This is a genomic window from Devosia alba, assembly GCF_039938915.1.
GTDB lineage: Bacteria > Pseudomonadota > Alphaproteobacteria > Rhizobiales > Devosiaceae > Devosia > Devosia alba.
Genome location: NZ_JBDUUI010000009.1, coordinates 52,720 through 74,506, shown reverse-complemented (window position 1 = coordinate 74,506; position 21,787 = coordinate 52,720). Strand labels below are relative to the sequence as shown.

At 62.5% G+C, this 21,787-nt stretch carries 16 protein-coding genes and 1 tRNA gene; 9 read left to right on the top strand and 8 right to left on the bottom strand.

Annotation, left to right across the window (positions count from 1 at the left end):
- Positions 1-11: 11 nt before the first annotated feature.
- Both ABFY71_RS13760 and ABFY71_RS13755 read right to left on the bottom strand, forming a co-directional pair.
- Entirely contained in the window at positions 12-272 is a 261-nt protein-coding gene (locus ABFY71_RS13760) for a hypothetical protein (protein WP_347946610.1), read from the bottom strand.
- A gap of 354 nt (positions 273-626) precedes the next feature.
- Entirely contained in the window at positions 627-1,274 is a 648-nt protein-coding gene (locus ABFY71_RS13755; protein ID WP_347946609.1) for a DNA-3-methyladenine glycosylase I, read from the bottom strand.
- Between the two features lie 292 nt (positions 1,275-1,566).
- Between ABFY71_RS13755 and ABFY71_RS13750 the strand changes: the two genes are divergently transcribed.
- Together ABFY71_RS13750 and ABFY71_RS13745 are read left to right on the top strand one after the other, a co-directional pair.
- Positions 1,567-2,190: a L,D-transpeptidase gene (locus tag ABFY71_RS13750; protein ID WP_347946608.1), complete on the top strand. Its 624-nt coding sequence runs from the start codon at positions 1,567-1,569 to the stop codon at positions 2,188-2,190.
- 60 nt (positions 2,191-2,250) lie between these two features.
- Positions 2,251-4,182: a TadE/TadG family type IV pilus assembly protein gene (locus tag ABFY71_RS13745; RefSeq protein WP_347946607.1), complete on the top strand. Its 1,932-nt coding sequence runs from the start codon at positions 2,251-2,253 to the stop codon at positions 4,180-4,182.
- A 17-nt stretch (positions 4,183-4,199) separates the two neighbouring features.
- Here ABFY71_RS13745 and ABFY71_RS13740 read toward each other — a convergent pair.
- Positions 4,200-4,276 (bottom strand) — tRNA-His (locus tag ABFY71_RS13740).
- Positions 4,277-4,608: 332 nt separating this feature from the next.
- Between ABFY71_RS13740 and ABFY71_RS13735 the strand changes: the two genes are divergently transcribed.
- From ABFY71_RS13735 to ABFY71_RS13705, 7 genes are all read left to right on the top strand, one after another.
- The gene (locus tag ABFY71_RS13735) at positions 4,609-7,317 is read left to right on the top strand and encodes a histidine kinase dimerization/phospho-acceptor domain-containing protein (protein ID WP_347946606.1); all 2,709 of its coding nucleotides are present in this window, start codon (positions 4,609-4,611) and stop codon (positions 7,315-7,317) included.
- A 214-nt stretch (positions 7,318-7,531) separates the two neighbouring features.
- Positions 7,532-8,587, top strand: a complete 1,056-nt coding sequence (locus ABFY71_RS13730; RefSeq protein WP_347946605.1) for an extracellular solute-binding protein — start codon at positions 7,532-7,534, stop codon at positions 8,585-8,587.
- Positions 8,588-8,691: 104 nt separating this feature from the next.
- Positions 8,692-10,266: an ABC transporter permease gene (locus ABFY71_RS13725; protein WP_347946604.1), complete on the top strand. Its 1,575-nt coding sequence runs from the start codon at positions 8,692-8,694 to the stop codon at positions 10,264-10,266.
- A 176-nt stretch (positions 10,267-10,442) separates the two neighbouring features.
- The gene (locus tag ABFY71_RS13720; RefSeq protein ID WP_347946603.1) at positions 10,443-11,924 is read left to right on the top strand and encodes an ABC transporter substrate-binding protein; all 1,482 of its coding nucleotides are present in this window, start codon (positions 10,443-10,445) and stop codon (positions 11,922-11,924) included.
- Between the two features lie 165 nt (positions 11,925-12,089).
- Positions 12,090-13,043, top strand: a complete 954-nt coding sequence (locus tag ABFY71_RS13715) for an ABC transporter permease (RefSeq protein ID WP_347946602.1) — start codon at positions 12,090-12,092, stop codon at positions 13,041-13,043.
- Positions 13,040-13,879, top strand: coding sequence for an ABC transporter permease (locus ABFY71_RS13710; protein ID WP_347946601.1), 840 nt, complete (start codon positions 13,040-13,042; stop codon positions 13,877-13,879). The genes ABFY71_RS13715 and ABFY71_RS13710 overlap by 4 nt, the downstream gene beginning before the upstream one ends.
- Entirely contained in the window at positions 13,866-15,422 is a 1,557-nt protein-coding gene (locus ABFY71_RS13705) for a dipeptide ABC transporter ATP-binding protein (protein ID WP_347946600.1), read from the top strand. Before ABFY71_RS13710 ends, ABFY71_RS13705 begins: the two co-directional genes overlap by 14 nt.
- Here ABFY71_RS13705 and bglA read toward each other — a convergent pair.
- The 5 genes from bglA to ABFY71_RS13680 form a co-directional block, all read right to left on the bottom strand.
- Positions 15,419-17,089 (bottom strand): beta-galactosidase BglA, encoded by a 1,671-nt coding sequence (gene bglA, locus ABFY71_RS13700; protein ID WP_347946599.1) that lies wholly within the window; start codon positions 17,087-17,089, stop codon positions 15,419-15,421. The genes ABFY71_RS13705 and bglA overlap by 4 nt on opposite strands.
- Positions 17,090-17,158: 69 nt before the next feature.
- The gene (locus ABFY71_RS13695; RefSeq protein WP_347946598.1) at positions 17,159-18,472 is read right to left on the bottom strand and encodes a GH1 family beta-glucosidase; all 1,314 of its coding nucleotides are present in this window, start codon (positions 18,470-18,472) and stop codon (positions 17,159-17,161) included.
- A gap of 114 nt (positions 18,473-18,586) precedes the next feature.
- The gene (locus ABFY71_RS13690) at positions 18,587-19,666 is read right to left on the bottom strand and encodes an Mrp/NBP35 family ATP-binding protein (RefSeq protein WP_347946597.1); all 1,080 of its coding nucleotides are present in this window, start codon (positions 19,664-19,666) and stop codon (positions 18,587-18,589) included.
- A gap of 178 nt (positions 19,667-19,844) precedes the next feature.
- Positions 19,845-20,498, bottom strand: a complete 654-nt coding sequence (gene fsa, locus ABFY71_RS13685; protein WP_305580409.1) for a fructose-6-phosphate aldolase — start codon at positions 20,496-20,498, stop codon at positions 19,845-19,847.
- An 85-nt stretch (positions 20,499-20,583) separates the two neighbouring features.
- Positions 20,584-21,768, bottom strand: a complete 1,185-nt coding sequence (locus tag ABFY71_RS13680) for an amino acid aminotransferase (RefSeq protein WP_347946596.1) — start codon at positions 21,766-21,768, stop codon at positions 20,584-20,586.
- Positions 21,769-21,787: the final 19 nt, after the last annotated feature.

Here is a 21,787-nt window from a genome sequence, read left to right as displayed (position 1 = left end):
GCCATGGCAGATCATTGCCGTCTCCGCCGGTCGAGACTGGGCACTGCGGAGACGGATGGCACCGAATACCACAAGAGGGGATCGTCCGCCGGCGGCAGGCCGATATCAGCCCGGAGATGATTGGACAGATTGTCGGGAATCCGCGGCCGATTCCACCAGGCAGCGATGGCAGTGCCAATGACGGAGAGCAGACCGCGCTGCTGCACGGCATCGGCGATGGAGAATTCGAGGCGCAGCACAATGCTGCCCTCTGGAATAGAGTTTTGCGACATGATGATGCCCGGACGCACACGCGACCGGCCTTTTTGTTGTGGTGAGGATTTGATGGGGTGAATCGGGACCGCGAGCGACCCGGATTCCACACATCATGCAGTACTGGTTAGGGAGTGTCCGTGGTCACAAGCAGGAAACGCGCCTGGACCGGTGGCATCAAAAGCCGACGATTAGCGTCGGGTGCAATGCCAGGTGGCTTTACCCAGATGGAGATCAAACATGCCTGTCATGTAGTGCCTCCCTTGGGTTGGCTGTTGTGGACAATCTGCTTCTAGCTCACGCGAAAGTGAGCCGCAAGAAGCCGTGTGGTGGAATGTCGCACTTGGTAGCGAATGTTGCCCGATGGCAACAGGTTAGAGCGGCGGGCGCTGACGCAGCGGAGTTGGGCGGGTCAGCGCTGCGCGCTCGGCTTCGACCGCATCACGGCAGAAGCAATCTTCGGTGTGATCATTGACCAGACCCATGGCCTGCATGAAGGCGTAGCAAGTGGTGGGGCCGACGAACTTGAAGCCCCGCTGGCGCAAATCCTTGCTCAGTGCGCGCGACGCATCGGTCTGGGCGAGCAGCCGCAGGGCGGCCCAGCTCAAATCATCGGGGCGGTGTTCGGGACGGGTCTCAAAACCCCAGAAATAGGCGGCCAGCGAGCCGAAATCGCGCTGAATTTCGAGGGCGCGGGCAGCATTGTTGATAGTGGCGGCGATCTTGCCGCGATGGCGGATGATACCGGGGTCGGTCAAGAGGCGGGCAATGTCAGCCTCGTCCATGGCGGCGATGCGGGCAATGTCGAAGCCGTGAAACACCGCGCGGAAGCGCTCGCGCTTCCGCAGGATGGTGATCCAGGACAGACCCGACTGGAACCCCTCAAGACAGATCTTCTCGAACAGCCTGGTATCGCTGAGCACGGGGCGGCCCCATTCGGCATCATGGTAGTGGCGATAGAGCGCGTCATCGCCTGCCCAGGGGCAACGCGGCAATGCGGAGGACTGGTCGCTAACTGACATGGCTGGCCAAACCTCATCGACGCGTGGAGGGCTCTGATTAAACCGCAAAACCGCCGATGGGAACTGCGACGGCGACGTTTTGCGCAGTCACGAACCTTGTTGCGCGGCCGGTTGCCCCCGCTCGGCATGGCGGTGAGCTAGTAACTCGCCGAAGCTCAAGGCATTAGGAATGCGCTAACCATGAGCTCCATCAATGACTTAACTATGCCGGTTCACCGCAAATTGAAAATTTGGCCGCACTGTTCGCCCCCAATGCCGGCAACGGGCCGGCGGCGAAAATGCGAGTGGGATAATGGCAAACACAATCGCCATCAGGGGCGCACTGGCGCTGTTGCTGAGTGGAGCAATGGTCATGCCGGCAATGAGCGCGGGCCTGCAACCGGGGTGGCGGTTTGCCCCACCGCCCGGCATTACCATTACTCAGACCACGCCACGTCATGCCCTGGCCATGCAGGCCAATATGGCGGTCGATCCGATGTATCTGCGTCAGGTCGTCAGCTACCCGACAAAGGAGCGCAGCGGCACACTGGTGGTCGATACGCGGGCGCATTTTCTGTATTTCGTGCTCGGTGACGGGCGGGCGCTGCGCTATGGCATCGGCGTGGCCAAATCAGGTTTTGAGTGGCGCGGCACCCATCGGGTTTCCCGCAAGGCGGAGTGGCCGGGCTGGACGCCGCCAGCTGAAATGCTGAAGCGGCGACCCGATCTGCCGCGGCATATGGTGGGGGGTCCGAACAATCCGCTGGGCGCGCGCGCGCTCTATATCGGCTCTACGCTGTACCGCATTCACGGCACCACGGAACCGTGGAGCATCGGGCAAAATGTGTCTTCAGGCTGCATCAGAATGACCAATGCGGACGTCATCGATCTTTACGATCGTGTGAAACTTAACAGCAAGGTGGTTGTGCTTTCATAACGAATTCTGGCGACACTGCGCCGCGCCTCAATGGGGGCGGCCAGCCCGTGGGTGACTGTCATGCGTCAATTTCCTAGCCTAATCCGTCGCTTTGGCCGTGACGAGCGCGGCGCCTTTGCTGCCATTTTCGGGTTGATGGCCATCGTGCTGGTCGCGTTGGGTGGCGCGGTGGTCGATTATGTGTCGCTGCAGCAGATGCGCAATCGCGGCCAGATCGCCTTGGACGCGGCGGCCCTGGCGCTGCAGCCGGAAATTTTCAAGAACCCCATCGACGTTGGAGACATCAAGAAGCGGGCGCAGGACCTGATGCTGGACCGGCTCGCCGGCGAGCACGGGGTGGTCGCCGGCCTGGTGGAGCCTACGGTGGACGTAGTCAATGGCACGCTGACGCTTGAGGCGGAGATGACCGTGCCAACGGTATTCGTGGCGCTGGTGGGGGTGCACGAAATGAATGCGCGCATTACCTCGCAGGCAACGCGCAAGAAGCTGGCGCTGGAAGTGATGATGGTTTTGGACAATTCCGGATCCATGGATAAAGAAAACCGCATGGACTACCTGCAACTGGCAGCAAAATGCGCGACCAACACCCTGTTCTACTCAGAAGTTATCGATGATCCAGCGAACTCCAATTCCTGTGTAAAGGCGCCGGCGGCCACCAAGGTCGAAGAGGTCAAGATGGGGGTTGTGCCCTTCACGATGTTCGTCAATGTAGGCCCGGGCAACGCCACGCAGAGCTGGATCGACAAGCTTGGCAACTCGCCCGTCTCGGCGCACAATTTCGATATTGATGACGATGACAGTACCGAGTTCGTCGGTCCGCTGAACCGGCTGGAGCTGTTCAACAATTTGGCGAATGAGCGTTGGCGGGGCTGTGTCGAGGCACGACCGCACACGAAATCTGATCCGCTAGATCCAAATCGCTATCTCGACACCGACGACACGCCTGCCACCAGCGCCGATCCTAAAACCCTGTATGTGCCAATGTTTTCCCCGGATTTGCCCTATGGCTACGGTGGGCAAAGCTATATCAGCGACGAACCGGCCGCTTGCAAGGCAACCGGAACCTGTGTGGTGGTGACGACAGAAAATTCCTGCAGCTACAAATATGGCAATTGCAGCAGCACGAACACTACCCGGACCCTGACCGGCAAAAATACCGGCTCCAACCCTACCTGCACCTGCAACAATACCCCCAGCACGAACGAAAGCACTTCAAGCAACAACTGGGGAACGCGTTACAATCGGACACGGACCTGGACTTGTTCAGTGCAGTACGACCCACAGGGGCTGAGCGTGGTCGAGAAGCTGGAGCGGGTCTGCAAGTATAGCGGCGCCAGTTTTAGTTCGGGATTTTCCAAAGGACCGAATGCCGATTGCACCCGCGAAGCCATCCTGCCGCTGACCAATGATCCCGCCAGCGTCATCAACAAAATTACGGCAATGCAGGCGGAGGGGGGCACCAACATCCATGAGGGCGCCGCCTGGGGCTTCCGAGCCTTGTCGCCGGGGGAGCCGTTCGCAGAGGGCTCTGAGTACGAAGAGGCCACGAACAAGGTACTGATCATCATGACTGACGGTGAGAATACCGCGTACAATCTCCCCCATACCGGATGGCAGACCAATTACTGTGACCCCAAGATCACTGACCTCACCGGCAGTTGCTACTATTCAGCGTATGGTTGGCCCCGCAACGACAGCCTATCGGTCCCACGTCTGGGCCCAATGGGCACCGCCAACAGCAATCTTGTGAATCAGATGAATGAGCGTACGTCCCAGACCTGCGAGAACGCCAAGGCCAGAGGCATCGTCGTTTACACGATCGGGTTGTCAACCGACGCCGTTTCACAAAGTAGCCCGACGGTGGTGCAAACCATGCTGCGCAATTGTGCTTCGTCGCCGGATCGCGCGCATCTACCAACCTCACCAAGCCAGCTGAAGTCGGTATTTGCCAGAATCGCGAATGAGCTAGCAGCGCTGCGCTTGTCGCAATGATGGGAACTGGAGGAGAATGGTACCGCCTCTCCGGATTGAACGGAGGACCTCTAGATCCACAATCTAGCGCTCTAACCAACTGAGCTAAGGCGGCAAAGCTTATCAAGGGGTGGGGCGAAGCCGCATCCCGACAGCGGGCGGAACATAGGGCGAGAAATCGGGGATGACAAGCACCCATTTGCGCAAGTTCCCAAGCATTTTATCGGCCACCAGGACGGTGGGAAACACCCAAGGCGATCCTGCACATCACAGTTTGACAGGATATGGCGCTTAACCATGCCGGGCGAAGCCGGGCGGGGGACGGCGTGCCGCTGTGGACCGTGCGCGACCCGCACTATATTGAAGAAAGCTTAAGGTTCCGGGCACAACTGTGCCGGAATGGCACAATCGGATGCCAGCCCCCCGGAACGGAGAAGACGGCAGTTCATGAATGCTGACTGGACCACATCGCCGACTGCACGCCGTGTGCTGCAGCATGCCGCAGACACGCGGCCGGCTTGGCTATGGTCGCATGATGGGCAGACATTGCTCTGGCACAATCCGGCGGCCGAGCTTTTCCTCGCCAAGCTGAAAAAATACGGGCTGAAGCTGGCGTCGCCCGCCGTGCCGATCAAGGGACAGATCGCCCGCAATATCCGGCTGGGCTCGACCGATCGCAGCAGCCTGGCGCGCATTCAATTTCTCGCCGGGGCGAAGCCGGCATCGGCGACCTGCGTCACCACGCCCCTGATCTGGCAGGATGGTCAGAGTGTGCTGCTGATCGTCGGCGTTGACCCGATCGACGCCGCGATACTGGCTGCCGGCCCAGACGAAGGCGCCTCGGCGGAGGACGACACCGCGGCATTGCCACCAGAGACTGCAACTGCCGACCAGCCGCCGGTCAGCACCGAATCGTCCAACGCGCCCGACGAGACACCGGCCAGCCAGGATGTTACCGCCTGGGATGGCGAAGACGATCACGTCACGGCCGAGCCCGAGACACAGGACCAACCGCCCGCCCAGAGTGCGGAGACGCGCGCCGCAGCCGACGACACCGCCTATGCGCGGGCGCTCGATAATTGGCGCGCCGCCGAGCAGGACGCCGAACCAGCGCTGAGCGCGGTCACCACACCAGCGGCAGACGAGCCGCCCCAGGTCGATGCCAGCAGCGATGTGCCCGAGGCGGAGGCGACTGCTGCGCCCGACGCGGAAGTTCCGCAACCGGGCAGCCGGTTGAGCCAGTTGGTGGACAGGCTGGCAGCAGATGAGGCGCTCTATACGCCGCTGAGCGCAGCCGATGACACTTTTGCCGGACCAGCGGGCGCAAAGGGCGAGCCTGTGACCGAGCTTGAACAGGTCGGCGATGACATGCGGGCATCGCTGCAGGCGGGCGAGCGCGATGCCAGCGCCGAGCAGAATGCCGAGCCGGGCGAGCAAACAGAGGCCGAAGCGGATCTCGCGGCGCTGGAGGCACTGGATGCTCCGGTTGATGCAACCGCAGGCGATGCGCCACAGGCTGATGCTGATGCCGATGCGGCAGACGAGGCCGCTCAACGTCTGAATGCCGCCCTTGCCGAGATTGCGACGCCACCAGCCACCGATCCCGAGATCGTCGAGCGCGTGTCGCGCTACAATTTTGACGAGCTGTCGCGCATTCTCAATGATCGCGTCGGTGAATCCAGCCTGCCGCCCCCTGCCCCGCCTCCGACTCCGACATCCAGCCCCACGCAAAGTGGCGCCTTGATTAGCCTCAGCGGCGAGACCCTGGTGTTGAACCGCCTGCCGCTGGGCATTCTGGTGTTCCGCGACCAGCAGGTATTGTTCGCCAATCGTGCGATCACCGAGATGGTGGGCTATGAATCGGTGGAAGCGCTGCGGCAGGGCGGGCTTGCGGCAGTATTCCCCGCAGCGGGGCCAGAGGGCCAGGAAGCCGGACCGGTCAACCATCTGGTGCAGCGCGACGGCACGTTGATCCCGGTCACGGCGCGACTGCAGTCGATTTCGTGGCATGGCCGGCCTGCCTTGATGCTCTCGGCCAGTAGCACTGAGGTGCGGACGGGTCACGAAGGGGCCGTCAACGCTTTCGCCCAGGCGATGGCCGAGGTGCGCGGCGACGGCTTTTTTGAAGCCAACCGGACCGGCGTGATGAGCACTATCACGGCTCGGGCCAGCACCCTGCTGGGCCGGGACGGGCCGGTGGAAGGCAAACCCCTGGCCAATCTGATCGCCGCTGCCGATGTTGCGGTACTGCGCGAGTTCCTTGAGCGGCCCGCCCGCTTTGCCGAGACGGCGCGGCCATGGCTGAAGCTGCTATCGGCCACAGGCAAGGCGGAAATTTCGATATTTGCCCAAGGTCAGGCCGGGGTGGTGACCGGCTATTTCGGCTTTGTGCATGGGCGGACCCCGGCCCCGGTGCGCCTGGCAGGCCCCTCGGACGCAGACCCGGCGCTGCTCGGACGGATCAGCCGGGGCGTGAGGCGCCCGCTCAATACCATTATTGGTTTTGCTGAACTGCTCCGCAATACAGCACCCACTGCCGAAGCCGACCAATTGCAGGACTATGCGCGCGACATCGGCGCCGCTGGCCAGGAAATCGTCGCACTGGTCGACGAACTGGAAGATTACGCGCGGCTACGCGATGGCCGCTATCTACCGCAGCGTGCCAGCATTGATCTGACCGAATTGCTGGAAAGCTGCATCGTGCGCATTCGCCAACAGGCGCGCAATGCGCGGGTGATTGTGCGCAACGGCATTTCCGAGACCCTGCCCCGGCTGACAGCGGATCGGGCTTCGCTGGAACAGGCGGTGCTCAACCTGCTGGCCAGCGCCATTGACCAAAGCCCGACGGGCGGGGCGGTGGTGATCTCGGCTCAGCGTGAGGATGGCGGCGGGATTGCCGTGCATGTGCGCGACAGTTCGCTCAACGCCGTCGATATGGCGGAGCGCTTCGTGGTGTTCCGCGACGGCCCCGGGCGCGACGGCAAGGCGCTGGCACCGGTGCGCTCCAGCGTCGGACTGGCGCTGACGCGCTCGCTGCTGGCAGTCAACGCCTTCTCGCTGTCGGTCGATCCAGCGGGCGAAATGGGGATGCTGTTTACGCTCAAAATCCCCGCCGATCTGGTCGAAAACCTGCCAACGAGCGACGTGGACGAATAGGCTCGCGGCATTGCGCACTATGTCGCAGGAAAAAAATCAGCGGAGCTCAATTCGCTAGTGGCCTGTTTTATCTAGTCAATTGTGCGCCAGTTTTGAACGCTTCTAGAGTCTAAATCATTGATTTTACTAGACAATATTGACTTGCCCGGCGCGATCGGGGAGAAGGTCAACAGTTTAGCGAGCCCTTGAACCTCGCCTGAAACCGGAGACCAACATGACGAACACGACCAACATCGCGCGCCTTTCGGTCGCTCTGCTGACCACGGCCTGCCTGGCCGGCGCTGCCGCCCCGGCCTTTGCCCAGAGCGGCGAAGTCAACATCTACAGCTATCGCGAGCAGAGCCTGCTGCAGCCCTTGCTCGATCGGTTCTCGGCGGAAACCGGGATCAAGGCCAATGTGCTCTATGCCGGCGATGGCCTGCTCGAGCGGGTGGAGGCAGAAGGCGAATTGTCACCGGCCGATGTGGTGGTGACTGTTGATATCGGCAATCTGGTGGGTGCCCAGGAGCGTGGCCTGACCCAGAAGATCACCACCCCGATGCTTGACGAGCGCGTGCCCGCCGAGTTCCGCGCCGAGGACGACAGCTGGACCGCGCTGTCGCTGCGCGCCCGTGTGTTCTATGTCTCCAAGGATCGCGTTGACGCCACGGCGCTGAGCTATGACGACATTACCAAGCCCGAATGGAAAGGCCGTCTGTGCACCCGGCCGGGCGACCATGCCTACAATATCGGCCTGATCGCCCAGCGGATCGCCGCCAATGGGCTCGAAGAAACCCGCACCTGGCTGGCCGGCGTGCGTGACAATCTGGCCTATCCACCTGCGGGCAGTGACCGCGAGGGGGTCAAGAACATCCTGGCCGGGACCTGCGATCTGTCGATCACCAATACCTATTACATGGGCGCCATGCTCAATAACGATGCCGAGCCCGAGCAGAAGCAATGGGCCGCGGCGGCGCGCATCATCTATCCTGATGCCGATGGTGATGGCACGCAGGTGAATGTGGCCGGTGGCTTCATCGCCAAGCATGCACCCAATGCAGAAAACGCCAATGCCTTGATTGGCTTTCTGCTCTCGGACGAGGCGCAGCAGATCTATGCTGACACCAATTACGAATTCCCCGTAGTGCCCTCGGTGGCGCCTGCCGAACTGACCCAGAGCTGGGGCAAGCTGAACCCGGCCAAGACGCCATTGACCGAGATTGCCGCACACCGTGACGAAGCGGCCGCCCTTGTCGATGAGCTCAAGTTCAACGAAGGCGCGCAGAACTAGTGACGCGGAATCGCGCTGTTTCGGGCGCACCATTCCAACGCCAGAATGCATGGACCGGTAGGGCAGTTGCCCTGCCGGTCGTTCCACTTCTGCTCGCGGCCTTGATGGGGCTGCCCATTGGGTGGCTGAGCTGGTCGGCGCTGGGAGCCATCGCCTCGGGCAGCAATGTGCTGGCCGTGACCATGCTGCCCACCGCCTTGCGCGAAACCGGCTGGCTGATGGTCAGTGTCGGTCTTGCGACTGGCTGCGTCGGGCTGGTTGCTGCCTGGCTGGTGACGCATTACGAGTTTCCGCTGCGGCGGGTGTTTGACTGGGCGCTGGTGCTGCCGCTGGCGGTGCCAACCTATCTGGCCGCCTATAGCTATGTAGAATTTCTGGGCTTTCCCGGGCCGATCCAGACTGCCCTGCGGGGGCTCAATGGCGCCACAACGCTGCAGGAATACTGGTTCCCCGATATCCGCAGCCGGTGGGGCGCGGTGATTGTCATGTCCAGCGTGCTCTACCCCTATGTCTATGTCGCCTGCCGGGCGTTTTTCCTGATGCAGTCGACCTCGCTGAATATCGCGGCCCGAACGCTGGGGGCCGGCAGCATGCGGACGTTTTTCAGCGTGACTTTGCCGCTGTCACGCCCGGCCCTGGTGGTGGGCATCACACTGGCGATGATGGAAGTGGTCAATGATCTGGGAGCGGTGCAGTATTTCGGCATCAACGCCATCACCGCGATCATCTATTCGACCTGGATCAACCGTTCGGACTTTGGCGGCGCGGCGCAACTGGCGGTGACCGTGGTGCTGGTGATCGGACTGCTGATTGCTGCCGAACAGCGAGCCCGGCATGACCGGGTCTATCTGGGCCGGCGCGACAGCCGGGTGCCGCCCGCACGGGAATATCTGATGGGGCCGCAGCGCTGGCTGGCCTTCGGATTTTGCCTCATGCTGCTGGCGCTGGGGTTCGGCATTCCAGTGGGGCAATTGAGCTATCTGGCGTTGCGCGGATTGGGCCCCGGCAGCCTGGGTCAGACTGTAACGGCGTTGATCCCCACCCTGATCCTGGCCGGTCTGGGCGCGCTGATAACAGTGTTGGTTGGGCTGGTGGCGGCCAAGCTGGCGCAGCGCTCAGGCCCCACCGGGCGCGGGGCGATCCGGCTGGCGACCCTGGGTTACGCGATTCCCGGCACCGTGCTGGCGCTGGGGCTGTTGCAGCCGCTGGGACAGGCCGATCTGTGGTTCAACCGGATGACCATGGCGCTGGCGGGGTGGCGGCCCGGACTGATTCTGTCGGGGTCGATGGCGGCACTGCTCTATGTCTATACGGTGCGGTTTCTCGCCGTCAGCCATTCGACGCTGGACGCCGCCATCAAGAAGCGGGGCGACGCGATGCTCGATGCCGGGCGGGTGCTGGGAGAGCGGCGGCTGGGCTTGCTGCTGCGCATCGACCTGCCGACGCTGATGCCGGCAATATTGAGCGCGGGGACGCTGGTGTTCGTCGAAATCGTCAAGGAGTTGCCGGCCACCCTGCTGCTACGGCCGCTGGGCGTGGACACGCTGGCGACGCTGGTCTATTCGCGCGCCAATGTCGGACTATTCGCCCAGGCGGCGCTGCCCGCCCTCTTCATTGTCCTGGCAGGGCTCATTCCGGTCATTCTTGCCACGAGACTGGGCGATCGTAGGAAAGTATAATCTTTGTGCGTGCTGCCATGTTAGTGGCGATACCGTATATGCTCGCGTCATGGGAGCCGGAGCCTCACGCGCCGGCATGATCCTGAGGCTGGGGGACAGACGGGTTGGCACCTGATGCACCGCCGTCCGAGCTGAATGATCGAACGGCGCTGAACCGCCGAAACTGGGAGTTACCTATGGACAAGACGTTGCAGGCATTCGGGCTCGCTGCAGCACTGGCAGTCGGCATGGCCGGTGTGGCACTGGCACAGCCGAGCGAAATCCGCATCGGCGTGGCGCTGGAGCCACCAGCGCTCGACCCCACCGCCGGGGCGGCCGAGGCCATCGACATCGTCGTCTATCAGAACGTGTTTGAGGGTCTGACCCGCATTGACCAGAACGGCGCCGTGCAGCCGGGGCTGGCCAGCGCGTGGAGCATTTCCGATGACGGGCTGACCTATACCTTCACGTTGCAGGACGGGGTTACCTTTCACGACGGCACCAGCTTTGATGCCGAAGACGTCAAGTTCACCTTCGATCGCATCCTGTCCGAAGACAGCGTCAATGCGCACAAGGAGTTCTTCACCCCGATCACAAGCGTGACTGTGATCGATCCGCTGACCGTGGAAATGACGCTGGACCATGTCATCGGCCGCTTCCTGTTTGACCTGGGGCGCGGTGACGCGGTGATCGTGGCGCCGGAAAGCGCCGACAACAACGCCAATGAGCCGATCGGCACCGGGCCATTTGCCTTTGTGCAATGGGACAAGGGCAGCCGGGTGGTATTGGAAGCCTATGGCCCCTATTGGGGCGAGCCGGTGCATCTGAGCAAGGCGACCTATGTGTTCATCGGCGACACCGCAACAGTGACCAATGCGCTGCTGGCCGGCGACATTGACGGCACCAACAATTTCGCCTCCGAAGCAATGGCGGTGTTCGAGAACAATCCGCAGTTCAAGGTGCTGGTTGGCACCACTGAAGGCGAGACCATCCTCACCACCAATAACAAGAAGCCGCCGTTCGACAATCTCAAGGTGCGCCAGGCCATGGCCCATGCCATTGACCGGCAGGCCATCATTGACGGCGCCACCTATGGATATGGCGTGCCGATCGGGGCGCCATTTGCGCCGCACAATCCCTATTATGTCGACCTGACCGGCACCTATCCATTTGATATCGAGGCGGCCAAGGCGCTGCTGGCCGAGGCCGGCTATCCGGATGGCTTCAGCGCGACGCTGAAGCTGCCGCCCGTCGCCTATGCCCGGCTCTCGGGGCAGATCATTGCCAGCCAGTTCGCCAAGGTCGGCATCGAGCTCGAGCTGATCAATGTGGAGTGGGCGCAGTGGATCGAGGACGTGTATTCCAACAAGGATTACGACCTGACCATTATCAGCCATGTGGAGCCGTTCGACATTGGCAATTATGCCAACCCCGACTACTACTACGGCTACGACAATCCCGACTTCCAGGCGCTGATCGAGACCCTGAATGGCACGACCGACGAAGCCAAGCGCCAGGAACTGGCCATCGAGGCCCAGACCATCCTCGCCAAGGACGCGGTCAATGGCTATCTGTTCGAACTGGCCCAGACGGGCGTGTGGAACGCCAAGCTCAGCGGCATGTGGCAGAACTCGCCCATCGAGGGCCTGGTGCTGCGCGATATCAAGTGGGCGGAGTAAGCCCGTCGGCATTGCGCACGTGAATACCGCCACCCTCATTCCCTCCCCACCTGGGGGAGGGAAGCCTATGCGGCGCAACACCGAAAATCTGGTGCTGAACCTGACCCCATCGCGCCCCGCCCCCTTGTGGGGAAGACGTAGGGGCGGGCCGGAATTGATGCTCGCATGATCGTTTACATCCTCCGCCGTTTCCTCGGCTTTGCCGCGACGCTGCTAGTTGCGGCTCTGGTGATTTTCCTGCTGCTCGATCTGCTGCCGGGCGATCCGGCACAGTTCATTCTGGGATTGAATGCGACGCCGGAATCGGTGGCGCGGCTGCGCGTGCAGATGGGACTGGATGTGCCGGCGCCGCAGCGCTTCGCTGGCTGGATCTGGGGCATGCTGCAAGGTGATTTCGGCATGTCCTACACGCAGCGCGCGCCAGTGGCGCACCTGATCTGGGACCGGCTGGGGGTCACCGTGCCGCTATCGCTGTTTGCCATGCTCATTTCGATGGTGGTCGGGCTGCCGCTGGGCATTCTGGCGGCCCGTCGGCGTGGCAAGGCGCTCGACACGGCCATCATGGTGCTGGCCCAGACCGGTGTCGCCGTGCCCAGTTTCTGGTTTGGCATGTTGCTGGCACTGCTGTTTGCCGTGACGCTGGGCTGGCTGCCGCCGGGCGGCTTTACCCCCTGGCATGAAGATGCCGGTGCGGCGCTGCGCAGTCTTGTCCTGCCCAGCCTGGCGCTGGCGCTGCCGCAGGCGTCGATATTGGCGCGGGTGATGCGCACGGCGCTGGTGGATGTGACGGGGCAGGATTTCATCCGCACCGCCCGGGCCAAGGGACTGACCATGGGCGAGGCCGTGTGGCGGCACGGCGTGCGCAATGCATTGCTGCCGGTGCTGACAATATTGGGGCTGCAATTCGCGTTCCTGATTGCCGGCACGATCATCGTCGAGAATGTGTTCTACCTGCCCGGGCTGGGCCGACTGATTTTTACCGCCATTTCCCAGCGTGATCTGACCCTGGTGCGGGGCGCCACCATCGTTCTGATCATCGCGGTGACATTGACCATGCTGGTCACCGATCTGGCCTATGGGCTGGTTGATCCACGTCTGCGCGAAGGACCACCCTCATGAGACGGCTGCTGGCCCATCCCAGCCTGACCATTGGCCTGGGTGCGACGCTGCTGTTCGCGCTACTGGGGCTGGTGTCTTTGATCTGGACCCCCTTCCCCATCGCCGATATCGATATCGGACGGCGGTTTCTCGGGGTGACGGCAGCGCATTGGCTGGGCACCGACAATCTGGGCCGCGACATGGTCTCGCTGTTGATGGCGGGCACGCTGACCAGTTTTCTGGTGGCGGCGCTGGCGGTGGGGATCGGCGCCGGCATCGGGGTGCCGCTTGGACTGCTGGCGGCTGCCTGGGGCGGGCCGGTGGAATGGCTGGTGCTGCGGTTTTCCGATTTCATCTTCGCCTTTCCTGCCGTGATCGTGGCGATCCTGATCACCACGCTGGTGGGGCCGGGCGCCATCAACGCCATCATCGCCATTGGCATCTTCAATATTCCGGTGTTCGCCCGGGTGGCGCGGGGCGGCGCGCTGAGCATTGCGACGCTGGATTTTGTTGCCGCGGGACGGCTGGCGGGATTAGGCAATACGAGGATTGCCTATCGTCATCTGCTGCCCAATATCATGAGCCTGCTCATCGTGCAGGGCACCATTCAGATGTCGCTGGGCATACTGGCGGAGGCCGGGCTGAGCTATATCGGGCTGGGCACGCAGCCGCCCGAAACCAGCCTGGGCCTAATGCTGCGCGACGCCCAGGGGGTGTTTCTGATCCATCCATGGCTGACCCTGCTGCCCGGCATTGCCATCGTGCTGATCGTGATCGGCCTCAATATTGCCGGCGACGGCCTGCGCGACGCCATCGACCCACGCCTGCGGCAAGGACCGACCAATGTCCTTGCTTGAACTATCGGATCTGTCGGTACATTTCGGAACGATGGCGGCGGTGGCCGACGTCAGCCTGACGCTGCAGCGCGGCGAACGTTTCGGCATTATCGGCGAGAGCGGCTCGGGCAAGACGCTGACAGCACTGGCAATCAGCGGGCTGCTACCGGAAGGCGCCGAGATGGGGGGCAGCATTGCCCTCGACGGCGTGCCCCTGCCCCGCTCCGAACGCGAAATGGCGCGGCTGCGCGGCAAGCGGATCGGCATGGTGTTTCAGGAGCCGATGACGGCGCTGAACCCGTTGATGCGGGTGAATGCGCAGATAGCCGAAGCCATCGCGCTGAACCCCGGCGAGATGGTCAACGTCGACGTGGCGCAGTTGCTGGCCGAGGTAGGACTGGAACCCCGGCATGGCGAGCGCTTTGCGCACCAGCTTTCGGGGGGACAACGCCAGCGGGCGATGATCGCCATGGCGCTGGCCGGACAGCCCGACATTCTGATTGCCGACGAGCCAACTTCGGCGCTCGATATGATTACCCAACGCATGGTGCTCGATCTGATTGCCGAGATCTGCGAGCGACGGCACATGGCGCTGCTGTTCATCAGCCATGATCTCAAGGCCGTGGCGGCGCTGTGCTCGCGAGTGGCGGTGCTGCATGACGGGCGCGTGGTGGAGAGCGGCCCGGTAGCCGAGGTGTTCTCGCGCCCACGTGAAAACTATACCCAATTGCTGGTGGCGGCATCGCGCTTTGTGATGCCAACACTGGTGCGCCAACCCATCGGCGACGCGCTGTTGAGCGTGGACAGGGTCACGCGGGATTACCGTCGCGGCGGGGTGCTGATCTGGGCCCGCGAGCCGGTGCGGGCGGTCGATGCGGTCAGCCTGCAGATTGGCAGGGGGGAATGCCTGGCGCTGGTGGGACCATCGGGATGCGGCAAGACCACGCTGGCCAAGATCATCGTCGGTCTGGACACGGCCAGCAATGGGCAGATCACGCTCAGTGGGCAGCGCTATCACGGTGCGGACCTGCCGCAGCGCTTGCGGCGCGATGTGACGCTGGTGTTTCAGGACCCGTTTGGCAGCTTTGATCCGCGCCTGACGATCGGGACGTCGCTGGCCGAGCCGCTGCGGCTGGAGCCGGATCTGCGGCGTGAGACCGTGCCGGCGCGCCTGGTTGAGGCCGTTGAGGCTGTGGGGCTGGAAGCGGGCATGCTGGAGCGTTATCCGAACGAATTTTCCGGCGGGCAACGCCAACGCCTGGCGATTGCCCGGGCGCTGGTGACGCGGCCCAAACTGGTGGTGCTGGACGAACCGGTTTCGGCGCTGGACATGTCGGTGCGCGGCGACGTGCTCAGCCTGCTGGCCCGGTTGCAGGCCGAGTTCGGGCTGACCTATCTGATCATCAGCCACGATCTGGACATGGTGACCGCCATGGCCGACCGCGTGCTGGTGATGGAAGCGGGACAGATCGTTGAAGAAGGCGTGCCGGCGCAGATCTTTGCCAAGCCGCAGCATCGGCTGACGCGCGACCTGGTGGCCGCGCGCCTGCCCGAAGTGGGCTAGAGCACGCCGATATAGGCGCCGAACGGTTCGAGATCGATTTCGCCATTGCTGGCTGCAGCGAGGACGCCGGGGCAGCCCGCGTCAAGCGGCTGCATGCCCGCTGGCAAGCGATAGGCGGCAGCAGCCTCGGCCATGTTGAAGACGCAGACCAGGCGCTCGTCACCGTGCCGGCGAATGAAAGCCAGCACATCGCCCTGCACGGGCAACAGCTCAATGCTGCCCTTGGCCAGGGCCGGATGGGCGTGGCGGAACCCCAGCATGGCGCGATAATATTCCAGCACGGAGCCCTCGACGCCATGCTGGGCATCAACAGCGTGCGTCAGATGCTCAGCAGGGACCGGCAACCAGGTGCGGTTGGCGGTCGAAAACGCGCCATTGTGGGCATGTGACTGCCAGACCATGGGCGTGCGGCAGCCATCGCGCCCCTTGAATTCGGGCCAGAACTCGATGCCATAAGGATCGACCAGATCGGCGAAGGAGAGTTCGGCTTCCTTGAGACCGAGCTCCTCGCCCTGATAGAGGCAGACCGAGCCGCGCATGGACAAGATCAGTGTGGCGGCCAGGCGGGTGAAGGCTTCTTCCTGACCATGGGTGGCCCAGCGGCTGACATGGCGCACCACGTCATGGTTGGAGAAGGCCAGGCAGATCCAGCCATCAGGCGCCTTGGCCTCGGTATCGAGGATCGCCTTATGGAAGTGGCCGGCCGAGAACTCACCACCCAGATAATCAAAGGTATAGGCCATGTGCAGCAGGTCATCGCCCGAGGTGTATTGGGCCATCAGCTCGAGCTGATGCTGGCTGTCGCCGATCTCACCTACCGTAGTGCGGCCGGGATATTCATCGAGCAGGGCGCGCAGGCGACGCAGGAAGGCCAGATTTTCCGGGCGCGACTTGTCGTAAACATGCTCCTGGAAATTATAGGGGTTCACGGCGGGGGCAGTCGAGGCGTTGAAATCCTCGGCCTTGACCACCGGATTGTCCTCAAAGCCGAGCGAGCAGAAGTAGAAATTGACGGTATCGAGGCGGAAGCCATCGACACCCCGCTCCAGCCAGAAGCGCATTTCGGCCAGCAAGGCGTCCTGCACGGCGGGGCTGTGAAAATTGAGATCGGGCTGGGAGACCAGAAAATTGTGCAGATAATACTGCATGCGGCGGCTGTCCCAATGCCAGGCCGAACCGCCGAAAATCGAGAGCCAGTTATTGGGCGGGGTGCCATCGGGCTTGGGATCGGCCCAGACATACCAGTCCGCCTTCTCATTGGTGCGGGACAGTCGGCTCTCGGAGAACCAGGCGTGCTTGTCGGAGGAGTGCGATATCACCTGATCGATGATGACCTTGAGGCCCAGCGCATGGGCCTTTTGCACCAGATGATCGAAATCCTCGAGCGTGCCGAAGCAGGGATCGATGTCGCGATAATTGGAAACGTCATAGCCGAAATCGCGCATGGGCGAGGTGAACACCGGCGACAGCCAGATAGCGTCCACGCCCAGATCGGCAACATAATCAAGCCGGCTGGTAATGCCCACCAGATCGCCGATGCCGTCGCCGTCCTGATCCTGAAACGAGCGCGGGTAGATCTGGTAGATCACCGCGCCGCGCCACCAATCCTCATCGAGGGCGCCCTCGGCAACTGGTTTCGATGTGGTCATCAGGGGGCTGGCAGTCATGGGGGGGGCTCCGGATCGGACTTTGAAGCCAACCCTTAGCACCCGCACCATGGCCACTGAAAGACCACCTTACCTGGTATTGTGCAGCAATCCCTGAAAGGCGCGATAGCTGGACTTGGGCGTGCGCTGCTGGGTTTCGTAGTCAACATGGACGATACCGAAGCGCTTGTTGTAGCCCTCGGCCCACTCGTAATTGTCGAGCAGGGACCAGGCGAAATAGCCACGCACATCGGCGCCCTGCGCGCGGGCGTTCAGCACCGCCTTGAGGTGTTCCTCATAGTATCTGACGCGGCGCGGATCATCGTCGCCCTCAACCTCGGCCATGCCGTTCTCGGTGACGTAGAGGGGGAGCTTGGTATAGTCATTGGAGACGCGCACCAGCAGATCACTCAGGCCCTTGGGGTAGATCTCCCAACCGATATCGGTCTTTTCCAGCGGTCCCTTGACCTGCTCGACGGGCTGGCCGCCCGGAGCGCTCGCCTTATAGAGACTACGGGTGTAGTAGTTGATGCCCAGCCAGTCGAGCGGACGGGAGATCACGGCCATGTCGTTCTGGTAGTCCTTGGGCAGGTTATCACCAAGCCAGTTGGTGACGGCCTCGGGATACTGACCCTTGAGGACGCCGCCCAGATACCAGCGGTTGAACAGGGCGTCCCCCATATCCATTGCCGCCAGGTCTTCCGGCTCGTCGCTGGCGGCCTCGGACTTTTCCAGGTTCAGCACAATACCGAGGTTTTTCGCGCCATTGGCGCGCAAGGCGTCGATGGCGGTGCCATGCGCGAACAGCACATGATGCATGGCGCGGGCGGCAGCGCGCATGTCGCGATAGCCGGGGGCGTGGATGCCCAGATAATGGCTGAGGAAAGCGACGCACCAGGGTTCGTTGATGGTGGCGGTCGCGTGCAGACGATCACCGAATTTCTGGGCGATCAGTGCAGCATAGTCGGCAAACCAGCCGGCGATGTCGCGGTTCATCCAGCCGCCCTTGTCCTGCAGGGCCGAGGGCAGATCCCAATGGTAGAGCGTGGCATAGGGCCTGATACCGCGCTCGAGCATGCCGTCGACGAGACGATCATAGAAGTCGAGGCCAGCGGGATTGACGGCGCCAGTGCCCTCGGGGATCAGACGCGGCCAGGAAAACGAGAAACGATAGGCATCAAATCCGCCACCGCGGATCAGATCTAGGTCCTGCGGCCAGAGCTCGTAGTGATTGCAGGCCACCGCGCCGGTGTCGCCATTGTGGACATTGCCGGGGGTGGAGGAGAAGCTGTCCCAGATGGAGGGCCCGCGCCCGTCGCGTTGGCCGCCTTCGATCTGATAGGCGGCGGTGGCGACGCCGAAGGTGAATTGTGGTCCAAAATCCTTGCGGTCGATCGAAAACATCTACGCTCCTTAGCGGCGCTGCACCCTATTGAGTGAAAGCCGATAGCGTAGATAAAGCCGCTGTGCAATCGATTGCACCTCGCAAATCAGGGGATCTGTCGGCCTAGCAAGCCCTTAGCGCGGAATAGCGGGCAATTGCGCCAGCACCTGCTGGCCGATAGCGCGATAGGCGGTGGCCTCTGCTCCGCCCGGCGCGGAGACCAGCGGCGGCGTACCGGCGTCGGAGCCTTCGCGGATCGACATGACCAGAGGGATGGCGCCGAGGAACGGCATCTTGAGGTCGGCAGCGGCCCGTTCGGCGCCGCCTGAACCAAAAATGTCGTAGCGGGTGCCGGTGTCAGGGGCGATGAAATAGCTCATATTCTCGACCAGCCCGAGCAGAGGCACATTGAAGCGACGGATCATGTCGATGGCCTTTTTGGCGTCGATCAGGGCGAGGTCCTGCGGGGTCGAGACAATGATCACCCCATCGACGACGGTCTGCTGGAACAGCGAAATCTGGATATCGCCAGTGCCCGGCGGCAGATCAACAACCAGCAGATCAAGATCGCCCCAGGCGGTCTCGCGCAGCAATTGGCGCAGCGCCGAGGTGGCCATGGGGCCACGCCAGACCACCGCCTGATCCTTGGCCAGCATGGAGCCGATCGACATGACCTTGAGGCCAAAGGCGTCGTGCGGGTTAAAGATGCCGTCGTCGCGAATGGCTGGCTGGCCCTCGAGCGCAAGCAGTTTGGGGATGGAGGGGCCGTAGAGGTCAGCATCGAGAAGGCCGACGCGGAGGCCCTCGGCCTGCAGTGCCAACGCCAGATTGACCGCCGTGGTGGATTTGCCGACGCCGCCCTTGCCCGAACCGGCCGCGATGATGCGCTTGATGCCGGGCACCGGCGTCTTGCCGGGCAGAACCGGTTTGCCATGGGAAAAATTGGGACCGGCCTTGGCGGGCGGCTTGCCGCCGGTCAGTGAGACCATGACCTTGCGGGTGCCGACGAGCTGCTGCGCGGCAGCGGCAGCCTGTTCACGGGCGGGGCCAAAGGCAGCCTCCATGCCGGGGGCCACCGCAATGGCGAAAGCTACAGCCGAGGGGGTGACGATGATATCGGAGAGCCCGGCATAACCGGCCAGATCGCCGCCGCCGGGGATTTCAACGGCGGCAAGTGCGGACTTGATGGCGGCGGCGAGATCAGGATCGGCCATGAACAGCTTTCGGTGGGCGAGGCGTCGACACACAGAGTGTGTCAGCCCGGCCTACAGCTCGCTTTGCGCTGCGACAAACACTGTCGACAGATTCGGCAGGCCGCCGCGCAGATGTGTCGGATAGCGTTACCCCGGCTGATGAGCCGGGGTAACATCATAATCGGCACAGGGGCAAACCCTAGAGGATGGACTGGCCGGTGGCCTTCCAGTCCTTGAGGAAGCCTTCGATGCCCGAATTGGTCAACGGGTGATCGGCCAGCTTGCGGATGACCGCCGGTGGGATGGTGGCAACGTCAGCGCCGGCCAGCGCGACCTGGGTCACGTGGTTGGGCGAACGGATCGACGCGGCCAGAATCTGGGTCTCGAAGCCGTAATTGTCGTAGATCTGCCGGATGTTTTCGATCAGTTCGACGCCATCGAGATTGATGTCATCCAGGCGCCCGAGGAACGGCGAAATATAGGTGGCGCCTACCTTGGCGGCGAGCAGGGCCTGGTTTGCCGAAAAGCACAGCGTGACATTGGTGTTGATACCCTTGTCGTGGAAGTACTTGGTGGCCTTGAGGCCATTGAGCGTCAACGGCAGCTTGATGACCACGTTGTCGGCAATCTTGGCGAGGTGCTCACCCTCAGCGACCATGCCTTCATATTCCAGCGAAGCCACTTCGGCAGAAACCGGGCCGGGAACCAGCCCGCAGATTTCCTTGATGACTTCCTTGAAGTCACGGCCGGACTTGGCGATCAGCGATGGGTTGGTGGTTACGCCGTCGAGGAGACCGGTCTCATGGAGCTCCTTGATGTCCTTGATTTCCGCAGTATCGACGAAGAACTTCATGGTTCCCTCCTAATTGTCTTCAAACATGCCCGTGGGCAAAAGGTGTAGCACGGCAATGACTTGCCGCAAGTCCAAACGCCCCGGACTATTTGATGGCGGCCAGCATGGCTTCGGCCAGATCGTCAACGCGATCCTCAGGGATGCCAGCGACGTTGATGCGGCTATCACCAATCATATAGATGCCATTGGCGGCTTTTAAATGTTCAACCACCGCATTTTCGAGTCCGAGCAGTGAAAACATACCGCGATGGGCCGCGATGAAATCGAAATCGGCCGCATTGGACTTGGTGCGGATCGCGGTGCTGAGCTTTTCGCGCAGCCGGATCATGCGGTTACGCATGAGATCAAGCTCGGCTTCCCACTCGGAGCGCAGTTCGGCATCCTCAAGGATGGTGCGAATGATCTCGGCACCATGATCGGGCGGCTGCGAATAGGAACCGCGGATAATGTTGAGCAACTGCGACTGGGTAATGTCGGCTTGCGCGGCGTCGCGGGCGATCAGGATGGCGGCGCCGATGCGCTCGCGATAAAGACCGAAATTCTTGGAGCCCGAGAAAGCAATCAGCGCTTCGGGCACTGCCGAGACTACCTTGAGTGTGCCATAAGCATCGGCGGCCAGGCCGTCGCCAAAGCCGAGATAGGCCAGATCGATGAAGGGCAGCGCGCCGGTCTTGGCCAGGCTCGCGGCGACCTGATCCCACTGCGCATTGGTCAGGTTGGCGCCGGTCGGGTTGTGGCAGCAGCCGTGCAGCAGCACGACATCGTCCTTGCCCAGGCCATCGAGGGTGGCGAGCATCTCCTCGAAGCGCACACCGCGGGTTTCGGCATCGAAATAGGGATAGGTCTTGACCACGAGGCCCGAATTTTCGGCAATCGGGTTGTGGTTGGGCCAAGTCGGATCGGAAACCCAGATGGTGGCGCCGGGGCGAGCGCGATTGACCAGTTGCATCAGCACCCAGAGCGAGCCGGTGCCGCCGGGGGCCTGGGCGATGCGGACGCGAGAGCGGTCCAGCGTATCGCCAAGCACCAGATCGAGCACGGCAGCGCCAAAGCCCTTATTGCCAGCGATGCCAAGATAGGTCTTGGTCTTGCCCTGGGCGAGGATGCGCTGCTCGGCCTTTTTCACCGCACTCATGATCGGGGTGACACCGGCTTCGTCTTTGTAGACGCCCACGCCAAGGTCGATCTTGGTGGGGCGCGGGTCGGCCGCGTATTCGCCCATGAGCGCCAGAATCTTGTCGCCGGGGGCCTTGGTGAGAGTCTCGAACATGTCAGGGGTCGTTCCGGTG

What these genes read in the sequence shown, in the direction of transcription:
- ABFY71_RS13760 (WP_347946610.1), bottom strand. Translation starts at nt 272, where the DNA reads ATGTCGCAAAACTCTATTCCAGAGGGCAGCATTGTGCTGCGCCTCGAA.
- ABFY71_RS13755 (WP_347946609.1), bottom strand. Translation starts at nt 1,274, where the DNA reads ATGTCAGTTAGCGACCAGTCCTCCGCATTGCCGCGTTGCCCCTGGGCA.
- ABFY71_RS13750 (WP_347946608.1), top strand. Translation starts at nt 1,567, where the DNA reads ATGGCAAACACAATCGCCATCAGGGGCGCACTGGCGCTGTTGCTGAGT.
- ABFY71_RS13745 (WP_347946607.1), top strand. Translation starts at nt 2,251, where the DNA reads ATGCGTCAATTTCCTAGCCTAATCCGTCGCTTTGGCCGTGACGAGCGC.
- ABFY71_RS13735 (WP_347946606.1), top strand. Translation starts at nt 4,609, where the DNA reads ATGAATGCTGACTGGACCACATCGCCGACTGCACGCCGTGTGCTGCAG.
- ABFY71_RS13730 (WP_347946605.1), top strand. Translation starts at nt 7,532, where the DNA reads ATGACGAACACGACCAACATCGCGCGCCTTTCGGTCGCTCTGCTGACC.
- ABFY71_RS13725 (WP_347946604.1), top strand. Translation starts at nt 8,692, where the DNA reads ATGGGGCTGCCCATTGGGTGGCTGAGCTGGTCGGCGCTGGGAGCCATC.
- ABFY71_RS13720 (WP_347946603.1), top strand. Translation starts at nt 10,443, where the DNA reads ATGGACAAGACGTTGCAGGCATTCGGGCTCGCTGCAGCACTGGCAGTC.
- ABFY71_RS13715 (WP_347946602.1), top strand. Translation starts at nt 12,090, where the DNA reads ATGATCGTTTACATCCTCCGCCGTTTCCTCGGCTTTGCCGCGACGCTG.
- ABFY71_RS13710 (WP_347946601.1), top strand. Translation starts at nt 13,040, where the DNA reads ATGAGACGGCTGCTGGCCCATCCCAGCCTGACCATTGGCCTGGGTGCG.
- ABFY71_RS13705 (WP_347946600.1), top strand. Translation starts at nt 13,866, where the DNA reads ATGTCCTTGCTTGAACTATCGGATCTGTCGGTACATTTCGGAACGATG.
- bglA (WP_347946599.1), bottom strand. Translation starts at nt 17,089, where the DNA reads ATGACTGCCAGCCCCCTGATGACCACATCGAAACCAGTTGCCGAGGGC.
- ABFY71_RS13695 (WP_347946598.1), bottom strand. Translation starts at nt 18,472, where the DNA reads ATGTTTTCGATCGACCGCAAGGATTTTGGACCACAATTCACCTTCGGC.
- ABFY71_RS13690 (WP_347946597.1), bottom strand. Translation starts at nt 19,666, where the DNA reads ATGGCCGATCCTGATCTCGCCGCCGCCATCAAGTCCGCACTTGCCGCC.
- fsa (WP_305580409.1), bottom strand. Translation starts at nt 20,498, where the DNA reads ATGAAGTTCTTCGTCGATACTGCGGAAATCAAGGACATCAAGGAGCTC.
- ABFY71_RS13680 (WP_347946596.1), bottom strand. Translation starts at nt 21,768, where the DNA reads ATGTTCGAGACTCTCACCAAGGCCCCCGGCGACAAGATTCTGGCGCTC.